Below are 13,529 nucleotides of genomic sequence, written 5' to 3' on the forward strand. Positions count from 1 at the left end.
TGGCAAGAACACAGGACATCTTATCTTAAAACCTCATTTGTGGTAAGGGTGGTTATGAATTATTGACCAGGCTCGATAAAGTGCTTCTAATAGAACGATGCGCACAAGAGGATGAGGAAGTGTCAATTGTGATAAAGACCAACGCTCGTTACTACGAGCAATGACCGATGGAATTAATCCCTCAGGCCCACCAACAAGAAAGCAGAGATGGCTAGTAATTTGCTGTAATTGTTCAAGCTTTAAAGCAAGCTTTTCACTGGTGAAGCTGTTTCCATTGATTTCTAATGCAATAATACGGGCATTAGAGGGAATTGCAGCACTAATCAGAGCCGCTTCTTTTTCTAAAATGCGTGTCAAATCAGTAGATTTACCCCGTTTGGCCAGCGGAATTTCAACCAAATTAAAGCTAACATAATCTTGCAGTCGCTTTGAAAACTCAGCGACGGCCGTGTTAACCCAAGACGGCATCTTATTACCACAGGCAATGAGGGTAATTTTGAACATGTGTTATTTACTAGGAGGAGTAGTTTGCCAGAGCCCTTCAAGATTATAGAATGCACGACTATCAGGCTGCATGACATGTAAAACAAAATCACCAAAATCGATCAAGGCCCATTCACCAGATTCAAGGCCATTTTGACTCAAAGCAGGTAATCCAGCAGCTTTCATCTGCTCTAAGACAAGCTCGGCGATCGCTTTAACGTGGCGTGATGAACGGCCGCTGCATATGATCATATAGTCAGTCACTGAAGTTTGGTTTTTTACATCAATAACGACTACATCGATTGCCTGGATATCATCCAAGGATTTAAGCAGTTGCTTTAAAAACAATTGTTGCTCAGACATAAAAGCTGAAATCTCTTTCAAAAAGGGGAGAATGATAGCAGTAATTCAAAAAACTCTCAAAGCATAGTTGTTCACTAGAAAAAATTCTTATGTAATCAGTCACCTTTCCCTGCAGCGCCAATAATATCCGTTTATACTATAGGTAAATAACATGGATGATGAGGAGCCTTATGAGATTATTACCCTTCAAAAAATCCTCTGCTGTATCAATTGGTGTAGAACTCGAATTTCAGATTGTTGCACCACGCACGTATAGCTTGGTTTCACGTGCAAAAGATTTAATCCGAAATTTAAGAGAAAGTCCTCATCGCCCCAGAATAACACCAGAAATCACCCAAAGCATGATTGAAATTAACTCCTCAATTCATCACTCACCACAAGCGATGTTAGAGGAGTTAGTCCATTTACAACAATTTCTTCTGGGCCAGGCTGCTGAGATGCATATTGCTATTTGTGGTGGTGGAACGCATCCTTTCCAAAGATGGACTATGCAAAAAATATTTCCAACCATAAGATATAGGAAATTATCGAGAAAATATCGCTATTTATCCAAACGGTCAACAGTATTTGGTCAGCATATTCATATCGGTTGTACCCAAGCGGAAGATGCTTTGTATCTTACGCATGCTTTAGCAAGATATGTTCCGCAGTTTATTGCTATTTGTGCTTCTTCGCCCTTTTATCAAGGCATTGATACGGGCTACTGTTCATCAAGATCGACAATTTTTAATGCTTTTCCGCTCAGTGGCGTCATTCCTTACCTGATAAATTGGCGAGAATTTTCCGACTACTACTACAAAATGCGTCAATTGGGAATTATAGCCAGTATGAAAGATTTTTATTGGGACATTAGGCCAAAACCAGAGTTTGGTACAGTGGAAATTCGTGTCTGTGATACCCCGTTGACTATTAAAAAAGCAGTTTTAATCATTGCCTATATTCAAGCCCTGAGCCTTTATCTACTGGAGGAAAGACCCATAGACGTTAGTCATGATTTATACTATCTCTATAATCATAACCGCTTTCAGGCTAGTCGCTATGGTTTTGAAGGTGATTTTATTAATCCTTATACTATGCAACATAGTTTGATTATTGATGATTTAATTGAAACAGTTAAAAAAATTGAGAACTATATCGTGCAGTTAGGCAATTCAGACTATGTTGCTCTATTGGTAAATGATGCGATGAAGAACATGAATGATGCGGCTTTCTTAAAACAGGTTTTTAAACAAGAAGGCTCTTTATCTAAGGTAGTCGCAGCGCAATGCCGTATGTGGGCTGAATCAATTTAAAGAGCTATTTAAGGGTCATGGATAGATAAATGGGGAGGGGAGGATAGGATGTTTAAGCTCATTGATAATCCAGAAACGATGGCCAAGCTCCCTGAGTTGGAAGAGACCAATTTAGCCAATTACCTGGATCGTCAAGAGTTGGAAGTTTTATTAAACAATGGTCAAATCCACAGCTTTTCTACCGGTGATGTGATCCTGCAACAAGGGAAAAAAGCAGAAGGTATTTATATTATTATTAGCGGTAATGTAGTGGTTTCTGCGCGCTCAATGGGGCAGGGAATGACTAATATAGAAGTACTAAAACCGGGTAATTTTTTGAATGAGATAAGTTTTATAGAGAAAGGAGCTTCACCTACTTCTTATGTGGCAAGTAATAATGTGCAGTGTTTATTTATCAATTCAGTCCATTTTGAAATGCTTTCTCTCTATTTTCCGGAAACAAAATACAAAATATTATATGCAATTACCAAACAAATTTGTTCTCGTTTAAAAGCAATGCATGGCAAAGTTACAACACTTATTACACAATCTGAAATACCTGGTTTATCTTTTTTGGGGCGTGTAGTTGATTCACTGAATCAACCAAAGCAAGTTGCCTCAATCAACGAATCTATGTTGGAGCGCTTACAAAAAAAATCCTTATTTAAATCATTTAGTAAAGATGAATTGCATGAATTATTTCAACATACGGTTCTCCTGGAAGCAGCAAAAAATTGTAAATTGATTCACGTAGGGGAAAAAAACGCTTCCTGCTATATAGTCATACAGGGAGCTGTCCAATCGAGTATTATGCAAGATAATAAACTCGCCAAACTATCGGTTATTGGCCCTGGAGCCTTATTTGCCAGCATAGCCTGTATCGATAATGACTCTTCTTTTACGATAACTTTTGTTACTTGTGAACAAGCAATCTTGCTCAAAATATCAGAATCAGAATTGGATGCAATACGCAACAATAACCCGCGGCTTTGGTATAAATTATTTGATTTGATTTGTATCTCTCTGGTCGCGTTGGAAAAATCCATTAATAAGTTGGATGTGAGACTGCATATTGAAACATATAATAGGTAAAAAATATGTGTAGAATATTATCATATCTTGGCAAACCAATTGTTGTTGAAGAGTTGCTTTATAAGCCTGATAACTCATTTATTAAGCAAAGTTATCATCCTAAATACATGTCTCATTTGTTGAATCTGGCTGGGTTTGGGATGGCTGCATGGGATGGTATGTCGCACAATCCCACAGAGCCCTATCTCTATAAAACTCCGCAACTGCCTTTTTATGATGAAAACCTGCGTAACCTGGCAGCGAAAATTTCACCTCACTGCCTTCTAGCGCATTTACGGGGGGTTTCCTATCATGAAAAACAGGTTGTGTCTAATCAAAATGTACATCCCTTTGTATATGCGGGTTCAAATGTAGCATTGGCGCATAATGGAGCGCTTAGTAATTTTAATACGATGCGTTATGATTTGTTAGAGTACATTAGTCCGGAGTATAGGAAAGATATTAATGGCACTACGGATAGTGAATGGATTTATGCCATCTTTTTATCACAACTATCAACCTATGATGGCCGCTATGAGACAGAAGAAATAGTAAAGGCTATTATTGAAACCTTAAAAATACTGCAGCGTGTTCGACATAAGAAAAATATAAAAGTCAATTCGCCAGTGAATCTTTTTATAACGAATGGTGAATTTATTGCTGCAACACGGTTTGTGTTGGACTATGGCTGGCAACCAGCAGATGCTTTACCCTCTGCCCACTCTGGTGTCTATCATTCTTTATGGTACACCTATGGTGAGAGTTATGGCTTCTATGACAATGAATATAAAATGAAAGGTGGCAATATAAAGGCTAGTATTATTATTGCGTCTGAGCCATTAACTGAAGATACTACAACGTGGCTTGAAGTTCCTGAATACACACTGGTTGTTGCCCGCCATGAGCAGGGAGAAATTAAAATCGTCTCACAAGATATTAATTTATAATACAATTAGTTAGTGCTAATTCCCTCCCAGAATCAAGCAAGACTCTAGTTAATTTCTTCTATTTCCAATACCATCATTTATGCAGTTCAAATTATTAATTCTAAAATGCATTTCAGGGAGAAATCGTTATGGCAAAGGTTCTTTGTGTTCTTTATCCGGATCCGGTGAATGGTTATCCTAAACATTATGCGCGAGATGAAATTCCTCAAGTAAAAATTTATCCTGGCGGACAGACCTTACCAACACCCGAAGGGATGGATTTTACACCAGGAGAGCTTTTAGGCTCAGTCTCTGGCGAGTTGGGTTTGCGAAAATTTCTTGAGCGTCAAGGACATGAATTAGTTGTAACCTCTGATAAAGAGGGGGATAACTCCACTTTTGAACAGGAATTACCCAATGCTGACGTGGTTATTTCACAACCTTTCTGGCCAGCCTATTTAACAGCAGAGCGGCTTGCCAAGGCAAAAAAATTAAAATTAGCTATTACAGCGGGTATTGGCTCTGATCATGTCGATTTGACTGCAGCGATTAAAAAAGGCATCACGGTAGCTGAGGTTACTTATTCAAATAGTATCAGCGTTGCAGAACATGTGGTTATGATGATCTTGTCTTTAGTACGTAACTATATTCCCTCCTATCAATGGGTTATCCAAGGGGGATGGAATATTGCTGATTGTGTTGAGCGTTCTTACGATCTTGAAGGAATGGTTGTTGGTTCTTTAGGAGCTGGGCGTATTGGTCTAGCTGTAATGCAGCGATTAAAACCTTTTGAAGTCAAGCTACACTATACTGACCGTCACCGTTTGCCAGAAAGCGTCGAGCAAGAATTAGGGCTTACTTATCATTCCGACCTGCAATCCATGCTACCTCATTGTGATGTTGTTACTATTAACGTTCCCCTCCATCCTGAAACAGAACATCTTTTTAATGAGCAGCTAATAAGTACAATGAAACGTGGAACCTATCTTATTAATACAGCACGAGGCAAAATTTGTGAGCGTGATGCAATTGTTAATGCTCTAGAACAGGGGCAACTAGCGGGTTATGCTGGTGATGTTTGGTTTCCTCAACCGGCTGCGCAAAACCATCCTTGGCGAACAATGGCTCACCATGGTATGACACCACATATCTCCGGGACATCTTTATCTGCTCAAGCGCGATATGCTGCGGGTACGCGTGAAATACTGGAGTGTTGGTTAGCTACGCGACCTATTCGCGATGAATACCTTATCGTCGATCATGGCAGATTAGTAGGTATGGGCGCCCATTCGTATTCAGTTAAAGAAGATTTACCTGATATTTTATAACAACCTCCTAAGGCATTTGGGTGTTCAATGTGAATTAATTTTTGACAAAAAGTGAGTGGATTGCTATAATGTGGCCTTTAAGTTGTCATTTAGGTTACTTATGATTGAACAGGGCGCCCCAAAAAAACAGAAGCAATATCAAATCAAAAAAAATGAGCAATATCAAAAAAGAGAGATTCGCTTAAATACTTTTTCTGGTTTTTTCGTGCCTTTTAATTCATTGTCGGATATGCAGCAAGAGATAAGATCTACGTTGTTAATACCAATAGTAAACTTAACAATGGCTGTTGGTTCAGCAGTTTTTTCTATAGGTAAACTTGCTGAAACAGCAGCAAATTTAGCTATTATGGATCTAAATCATGCCGTATCGAGTAACAATATGTTTCTTGCTGGAATAGAAACTAGCTGTTGTTTTGTAGGAAGCCTTTTGGTTGATACGCTGTGGTCGCTCGTATCACTAGCTTTGCGTACAGTCTCTACCTTTGTAGCGGGTGTTGCTGCAACAGGCAAAGGACTTATCAGAGGTGGTGAGGCAGTTATTAACTGCTGTACTTGCCAACCGAGTTTGTAACTGTCTACAGTATTGTTGCTAAATGGACGTTTTGAACGTCCATTGCTGGGAAAATACTGATCATTACTCCATTTCGTTCAAATTAAGACCATTAAGCAACTCAAAGTTTCAGTCTTATTTAGGCTTTGTTTTCTTAAGCAACCCTATCCATTTATTCCTGTTGGGCTTACCCATGTCGGCCTTTCTAATCACATAATGCAAAATATAAAACCCATCTTTACCTTTGGTAACAAATTGTAATTCATCCTGTTGCATGTTACTTGGACTATCAATACGAAACTCAAATAAAGCCTGTTCAGGTGTCTCTTCGATAATAGTAACAATTGGTTTAAATCCAGATTCTTTTAAATTGTTTATTATGGAGTCAATATATTGTTTGATGGAGATTCTTGTTTGTAAGCGAGGGATAAATTGACTGGTAACCAATTCTTGCCAATGCTCGATATTATCATCAGCGGGTACATATTCAACAACGGTTATTTCTTCTGTTTTTTTCCCAAAAACAACTTTCCAGGGGCGACTATCAAAGGCTATTTTCTGTGTTTCGTAATTTTTTATTTCTGGATTCATTGGCGCAACATCTTGGGTCGTAATACTACAATAGATCCCACCTTTATAATGGTAATATTCAATGCAATTGGGATTAGTATCATTAGTTACCTTAATAAGCTTGCTTGGATCCATTTCAGCCTGAGCAGTTAATAAAAAAAGCATTACATATAATGATATTGTTAAGCGTAGCAATGTGGGCATAATCTCTTCCTGAGTGCTAAGGTATTTAGTAAATTAGCGAGTTTTACAGTAAGACTCACTGACTCATACTGAATTAAGGGCCTTATTTTTTAGCAAATAAATCGGCTACCCGCTTTTTCATTTCTTCTTCGGAAACATCTTCAATGTGTGTGGCGATATACCAGGTATGGCCAAAAGGGTCTTCAAGGGTGCCGCTGCGATCGCCGTAAAATTGATTTTCCACTTTTCTAACCAGCTTAGCTCCATGCTTAACCGCTAGTGCTGCGGTTGCATCAACATCTTTAACATAAAGATGCATCCCAACCGGTGAACCCTTATATTTATCTGGCGCGTAAGCATTCATTTCAGGATGTTCATCAGCCAGCATAAATTTAACATCACCGATGGACAATTCTGCGTGGCCTATCTTTTTGTCAGGGCTTTCCATAAGCATCATTTCCACTGCATCGAATACTTCCTTATAAAAATCAATGGCTTTTGCAGCATTTTTAACAATTAAATAAGCTGTGAGTGTCTGATAGCCAGCTGGTAAATAAGAATTTTTTTTATCCAAAATTGCTCCTTTAATGCGATGTGACTGCAGTCTTGGTTTGAACCGCAGCGAGGAGGATACCACTCACTGCCAAACCAAGAGTGGCCAAGGTCATCGGTAATACAGCACCTATTTGGGCAATTAGACCCGTAAAAATCGATGTTAAACCAAAGCAAAGAGCCATAATTGAACCCGTAACTCCCATAACCCAACCTTGCTCATCCTCATTTACCTGATTGGAAAAAATAGTCAACAGCACTGAATAGGCGACAGATAGACTCATTCCAATCAAAAGGGCTGCCACCCAGGCCACCCATTGTTGTTTAAATAGCAATGTGATTAACACATGCGTCGCTGTCAAGAGTAAGCCAGTGATAACCACCCAATCAAAAGAGTACCGCTTGGTACAAAAATCAACAATATAGCCACAACCGATACTGAAACCCAGCCCCATTACCGCAAGGAAAAAAGAATTTTCCATGGCTGAGTAATGATAAGTTTGCAATAAATATAAAGAAATGAAGGAAAAATAATTGGACCAGCCAAAGATCATAACGAGCAATACAACAGAATATTTACAGATAGAGGGATGCTTAAAGGCTGAAATAAAAATATTGACTGCATAGTGCCATTGAATTTTTATCTTATTACCAGCCTTAGTAAAGGTTTCATTGAATGAACGGTGCAACAAAGCAGCATTTAATAAAGATAAAGCAGCGGCAAAATACATGGGGGTTTCGAAGCCAAACCAGGAGACCAGGCGATTATCTGATAGCAGACCACCGAAAATTGGACCAAAAACAAAGCCAAGTGACACGGCTAATAAAATAAATCCAATGTTGCGTGCTTTGTGTTCTTCGGAACTGACATCAACAATGGCTGCTTGTGCAATTGGTTGGCTACCAGAAGTAAAGCCGGCGATGATACGTCCCATGATGAGTAGCCAGAAATTTTGCAAAACAATCGCAATTGCAGAAAGAAAATACCCAAGGAAAGAACCCAGTAAACAGATCATCAATGATTTTTTTCGGCCTACGCTGTCGGATAAATCACCTAATATTGCAGCCCCAAAAAACCAGCAAATCATAAAAATGCCGATTGTTAAACCATAATAGAAATCACGTAAACCTAAGCTTGTTTCAACCGGTAAAAAGCCAGACTGAGGTTCAATAATGATGGTGTTTAAAATAGGGAACAGTAAGCCCAAACCCATGCCGTCGATAAATAGAACCAAAAACAAGGGTAATATTGATGATAATGACTTTTGCTGATGCATGATAAACCTAAATAAGAGGTAGAAGGTAATAAGAATGGCCTTCCAAGGCAAGAAATAATGCCATGTCTGCAGTGTAGCGTCAAATGGCATCATAAGGAACTTCAAGGCACGCAGCCCAAGGTTAGCTTTTATTAACCCAGGGCTTGTTGTTTACCCCTTCTCATTGCGTAGCAAGAGGGATTTTATAAAGAAGCCTAAAATGAAGCAAACCACCGTGGCAGCCAATAAAATATACAATAATTCGGCAAAGGTGCTTGCATAATGAATTTTTAACGTGGTAATCGTTAATTCATCTGATTTAATCGAGGTTAAATTAGCCAATTTACCTGATAAAAAGCCGCCAATACCCAGTGAAACAAAGAAGATCCCCATCATTGTACTCACTTTTTTACGACTGGCTAGCACAGTGATCGCAGAGAGACCTACTGGAGATAGTAAAAGTTCGGCGATAGAAATCATTAAATAGGCAGGAATAAAATACAAGGGTGATAATAAACTAGCCCCCTGGCTGTTGCGGCTTACTAGTGTAATAAGGGTATAGGCAATAGTCATAAAAATCATTGCCAAAATAAATTTATTACTTGTACGTATACCACTTTGCACTACATTGAGCTCCCTCTTTCCCCGAGCAAGAAAATAGCCAAAAATAATCATCCCAAAACTTTGTATACCAACATAGTAAGGTGGTGGGAATTGAATACCAAAAAGATTGGGCTCAACAACTCTTGAGATAAAGAGAGTAAGCGACATAAACATTTGAAAATAAAAAGCCCAAAACATCACTGAAATGATACATAATAACCCAATGACAACAGTTTGCCTTGCTTGCTGGGCTGTTTCACGTTTTGCACAGTAAATTAAATAACCCAACGATAAGAGAACCACGCCACCAAAGGCTGAATCAGCAAAGATGGGGTATTCAAGAATTGAAAAAGACAGCAGCCATAAAAATATCATCATCAAAATCGATTTTAGTAATTTATCAATACGGAATTCGAAAGGTTGATAATCGGCTATTTGGTAAATATAAACTCCAAAAACAAAAACTGCAAAAGCGATAACCATTCCCAAAGCAGCACTGGCAAAAGCAACGGGCCATCCAAAATGACTATGAAGTAAACTAGGTAAAGTGGTCCCTAAAATAATACCTGTTGTTATCCCCATGTAAAAAATCGTAAAACCGCTTTCTCGTTTTGGCGAATCGATGGGATATTCATTACCTAATAACGAGGAAATATTAGGTTTTAATAAACCTGTGCCTACTGCAATCGCAGCTAGAGAAACGGTTAAGCCTTGATCTGAGTTGAGAAGGGATAGTGAGAGGTAACTAAGAAATAAAAAACATGCTCCAGCCAAAATGGCTCTTTTCTGCCCAAGTAAATGATCAGCAATCCAGCCTCCAATTACTGGAGACAAGTAAGTTAAAGCGGTAAAAGAGCCGACCAGCGCATAGACGTCTTTATCGGGCCATTTGAAATGACGAGCCAAATACAGGGCCAATAAAGATTGTACAACGTAAAAACCATATCTTTCCCACATTTCTGTGGCGAAAAAAACCCGCAATGAAGGAGGGTGTTTTGATTGAGGTGTATGCACGATAACTCTTCATTTTTAAAAAGCGACTTTACAGTCTATCATGTTGATTGTTATTTTTACAACCTGTATGAATGCTTCAAATGGAATAGCCATTCACGTCCTTTATCCCCTCGTGTATGATACCCAATAGAACTCAAGGATGGAGAAAAAATGGCTGTGCAAAACCACGCGCTACTCAATATCAGCGCTCAACGCGGTACCCAATTGGAAGCTAAAAATTGGCTTACAGAAGCTGCTTTAAGGATGCTTCGTAACAATCTGGATCCTGATGTAGCGGAAGACCCTGCTTCATTAGTGGTTTATGGAGGTCGTGGCCGCGCAGCCCGTGATTGGCCTTCTTATAATAAGATTGTGGAAGTTCTCAAAGAGCTGAATGATGATCAAACTTTATTAGTTCAATCGGGAAAACCTGTAGGGGTTTTTACTAGCCATAAGGATGCGCCACGAGTTTTAATTGCTAACTCTAACTTAGTACCGCATTGGGCTACCTGGGATCATTTTAATGAGCTTGATAAGAAAGGGCTCATGATGTATGGGCAAATGACTGCAGGTAGTTGGATTTATATCGGTTCGCAAGGCATAGTGCAAGGTACTTATGAGACTTTCAGTGCCTGCGCTAAGAAACATTACGATGGTAATTTATCAGGTCACTGGGTATTGACAGCTGGCCTTGGCGGTATGGGAGGAGCGCAACCTTTGGCAGCAACAATGGCAGGAGCTAGTATGCTTGCCATTGAATGTGATCCTCGTCGATTGGAAAAACGGTTAAAAACCCGCTATTTAGACCGCTCTACAGAAAATTTTGAGCAAGCCATGGAATGGATACAGGAATCCTGCCGCAATAAAATACCCTTATCGGTAGGGCTTTTGGGGAATGCAGCTGAAATTTATCCGGAATTATTACGACGGGGTGTTTTACCATCTCTGGTCACAGATCAAACCAGCGCTCATGATCCATTAAATGGTTATTTACCAGGTGGTTGGTCCTTGGAAAAAGCAGCTGAACTCAGGCGAACTGCTCCGCAAGAAGTTGTTGCCGCAGCGAAAAAATCGATGGCTGAACAAGTGAGAGCAATGCTTGCATTCCAAAAGGAAGGTATTCCAGTATTTGATTATGGTAACAATATTCGTCAAATGGCTTATGAAGAAGGCGTTACTGACGCCTTCATGATTCCTGGATTTGTACCTACCTATATTCGCCCTCTATTTTGTGAAGGTGTTGGCCCTTTTCGCTGGGTGGCTTTATCAGGAGACCCCGAAGATATCTATGCTACAGATGAAAAAGTTAAAAGTCTGATGCCAGATGACAAACATTTGCATCATTGGTTGGATATGGCCCGAGAAAAAATTGCTTTTCAAGGTTTACCAGCCAGAATTTGTTGGGTAGGCCTTAAAGATCGAGCACGGTTGGCACTTGCCTTTAATGAAATGGTAAAAAATAAAGAAGTTAAAGCACCGATTGTCATTGGCCGCGATCATCTTGACTCTGGTTCAGTGGCCAGCCCAAATCGAGAAACCGAGGGGATGTTGGATGGTAGTGATGCTGTATCGGACTGGCCATTATTAAATGCTTTATTGAATTGCGCCAGCGGTGCGACCTGGGTCAGCATTCACCATGGCGGTGGCGTAGGCATGGGATTTTCCCAACATGCAGGAGTGGTCATCGTGGCCGATGGCACCGAGGAAGCTGCAATTCGTCTCGCGCGCGTGTTGCATAATGATCCCGCAACCGGCGTTATGCGCCATGCTGACGCTGGTTATACCTTGGCAAAGCAATGCGCTAAAGAAAATAATTTATGGTTACCCATGGAATCAATTGGTGGAGTGCGTCATGGCTGAGTTTTTTACCCTTGTTCCAGGCCACTTAAGTCTTCAAGCAATCAAGTCCATTCTTTTTCAACAGAAATCCTTGGTTTTGGACGAAGCTTTTTTACCTCTAATTGAGAAATCTTGTGCAACTGTACAACAGGTAATAAATGACAAAAGAACTGTATATGGCATCAATACGGGGTTTGGTTCTCTAGCCAACCAAACTATTTCTACTGAGCTTTTAAAACAATTGCAACGTAATATTGTCTTATCTCATGCTTGTGGAACCGGTGAGTTACTGGCTGATGAAATTGTAGCGTTAGTTTTAATTCTTAAAATTAATAATCTAGCACAGGGTTATTCTGGAGTCAGAAAAGAGCTTATCGATGCTTTATGCGTTTTATACAACAAAGGTGTTTATCCCTGCATCCCAGCTAAAGGCTCCGTAGGTGCATCGGGTGATTTAGCACCACTAGCCCATCTTGCTTTACCTTTAATAGGAGAAGGGCAGGTGCGTTTTGAAGGGAAAATAATTAGTGCTGTTGAAGGCCTTAAAATTGCTGGATTAACACCGTTGGAATTAGCACCTAAAGAAGGTTTGGCGTTGCTTAACGGCTTACAAGTATCTACAGCTTTAGCCATGCAAGCCTTATTCAAAACAGAATTACTCTTTGAAACAGCCGTTATAGCGGGAAGTTTATCGGTAGATGCTGCTTCTGGCAGTGACGTTCCTTTTGATATGCGCATCCACCAGGTCCGTGGTTATTCAGCCCAATGTGACGTTGCAGCAAAATATAGAGATTTACTAGCTGGAAGTTTGATTCGTGAATCGCATCGTAGTTGCTCGCGGGTACAGGATCCATACTCGTTGCGTTGTCAACCTCAAATCATGGGCGCTGTTTTACATCAAATGCGCTTTGTTAGTGAAACCTTAGGGATCGAGGCCAACGCTATTTCAGATAACCCCATCGTCTTTGCTGAGCAAGGGGATATTTTATCTGGAGGTAATTTTCACGGGGAAATTATTGCCATGGCAGCTGATAATTTAGCGTTGGCAATTGCCGAAATGGGAGCTAATGCAGAGCGTCGTATTGCATTATTAATTGATAAACATTTCAGTGGATTACCGGCTTACTTAGTTAAAGAGGGAGGTTTAAACTCTGGTTTTATGATTGCCCATGTTACAGCCGCAGCTTGTGCCAGTGATAATAAAGCCTTGGCTCATCCTCATTCTGTAGACAGCCTCTCGACCTCTGCGAATCAGGAAGATCATGTTTCAATGGCTACTAATGCAGCGAGGCGCTTGTATGAAATGATTGATAATACCGCGACTATCCTAGCTATCGAATTATTAGCTGCTTGCCAAGGCCTCGAGTTCCATACACCTCTAACTACCTCACCTAAATTAAGTCAGGTTTATGCAAAAATAAGAGCGGTAGTTGCTCCATATAATCAGGATCGTTACTTTGCTCCCGATCTGGAAATTATTAAGCAAAAAATCCTCCAGGGTGATTTTTTGCTATGAAGATTATTTATTGAGGAAATAAATA

The 13,529-nt window shown here is 39.9% G+C and carries 13 protein-coding genes; 7 read left to right on the forward strand and 6 right to left on the reverse strand.

The window, feature by feature from the left end:
• Window positions 1–33 precede the first annotated feature (33 nt).
• Both rlmH and rsfS read right to left on the reverse strand, forming a co-directional pair.
• Entirely contained in the window at window positions 34–504 is a 471-nt protein-coding gene (gene rlmH, locus DYC89_RS07905; protein WP_115221295.1) for a 23S rRNA (pseudouridine(1915)-N(3))-methyltransferase RlmH, read from the reverse strand.
• A 3-nt stretch (window positions 505–507) separates the two neighbouring features.
• Complete coding sequence (gene rsfS, locus DYC89_RS07910; RefSeq protein ID WP_115221296.1) at window positions 508–846, reverse strand: ribosome silencing factor; 339 nt, start codon at window positions 844–846, stop codon at window positions 508–510.
• Between the two features lie 170 nt (window positions 847–1,016).
• On the opposite strand from rsfS, the gene DYC89_RS07915 reads away from it, so the two are divergent.
• The 5 genes from DYC89_RS07915 (at window position 1,017) to DYC89_RS07935 (ending at window position 6,013) form a co-directional block, all read left to right on the forward strand.
• Entirely contained in the window at window positions 1,017–2,138 is a 1,122-nt protein-coding gene (locus DYC89_RS07915; RefSeq protein ID WP_115221297.1) for a YbdK family carboxylate-amine ligase, read from the forward strand.
• 48 nt (window positions 2,139–2,186) lie between these two features.
• Window positions 2,187–3,209 carry a Crp/Fnr family transcriptional regulator gene (locus tag DYC89_RS07920; RefSeq protein WP_115221298.1) on the forward strand — a complete coding sequence of 341 codons (1,023 nt, stop codon included), beginning with the start codon at window positions 2,187–2,189 and terminating at the stop codon, window positions 3,207–3,209.
• Window positions 3,210–3,214: 5 nt separating this feature from the next.
• Window positions 3,215–4,135: a class II glutamine amidotransferase gene (locus DYC89_RS07925; protein WP_115221299.1), complete on the forward strand. Its 921-nt coding sequence runs from the start codon at window positions 3,215–3,217 to the stop codon at window positions 4,133–4,135.
• Window positions 4,136–4,263: 128 nt separating this feature from the next.
• Window positions 4,264–5,442 carry an NAD-dependent formate dehydrogenase gene (locus DYC89_RS07930; RefSeq protein WP_181879353.1) on the forward strand — a complete coding sequence of 393 codons (1,179 nt, stop codon included), beginning with the start codon at window positions 4,264–4,266 and terminating at the stop codon, window positions 5,440–5,442.
• A 100-nt stretch (window positions 5,443–5,542) separates the two neighbouring features.
• On the forward strand, window positions 5,543–6,013 hold the full coding sequence (locus DYC89_RS07935; protein ID WP_115221301.1) for a hypothetical protein: 471 nt from the start codon (window positions 5,543–5,545) through the stop codon (window positions 6,011–6,013).
• Between the two features lie 114 nt (window positions 6,014–6,127).
• Here the strand turns inward: DYC89_RS07935 and DYC89_RS07940 are convergent, their stop codons facing one another.
• From DYC89_RS07940 to DYC89_RS07955, 4 genes are all read right to left on the reverse strand, one after another.
• Window positions 6,128–6,766: a hypothetical protein gene (locus DYC89_RS07940; protein ID WP_115221302.1), complete on the reverse strand. Its 639-nt coding sequence runs from the start codon at window positions 6,764–6,766 to the stop codon at window positions 6,128–6,130.
• A gap of 82 nt (window positions 6,767–6,848) precedes the next feature.
• Window positions 6,849–7,319, reverse strand: coding sequence for a VOC family protein (locus DYC89_RS07945; protein WP_115221303.1), 471 nt, complete (start codon window positions 7,317–7,319; stop codon window positions 6,849–6,851).
• A gap of 10 nt (window positions 7,320–7,329) precedes the next feature.
• Complete coding sequence (locus DYC89_RS07950) at window positions 7,330–8,574, reverse strand: MFS transporter (RefSeq protein ID WP_115222694.1); 1,245 nt, start codon at window positions 8,572–8,574, stop codon at window positions 7,330–7,332.
• 150 nt (window positions 8,575–8,724) lie between these two features.
• On the reverse strand, window positions 8,725–10,170 hold the full coding sequence (locus DYC89_RS07955) for a peptide MFS transporter (protein ID WP_115221304.1): 1,446 nt from the start codon (window positions 10,168–10,170) through the stop codon (window positions 8,725–8,727).
• A 150-nt stretch (window positions 10,171–10,320) separates the two neighbouring features.
• Between DYC89_RS07955 and hutU the strand changes: the two genes are divergently transcribed.
• Window positions 10,321–12,009 (forward strand): urocanate hydratase, encoded by a 1,689-nt coding sequence (hutU, locus tag DYC89_RS07960; RefSeq protein ID WP_115221305.1) that lies wholly within the window; start codon window positions 10,321–10,323, stop codon window positions 12,007–12,009.
• Window positions 12,002–13,504, forward strand: coding sequence for a histidine ammonia-lyase (gene hutH, locus DYC89_RS07965; protein WP_115221306.1), 1,503 nt, complete (start codon window positions 12,002–12,004; stop codon window positions 13,502–13,504). Before hutU ends, hutH begins: the two co-directional genes overlap by 8 nt.
• Window positions 13,505–13,529: the final 25 nt, after the last annotated feature.

The organism is Legionella donaldsonii (assembly GCF_900452385.1).
Taxonomy (GTDB): Bacteria; Pseudomonadota; Gammaproteobacteria; order Legionellales; family Legionellaceae; genus Tatlockia; species Tatlockia donaldsonii.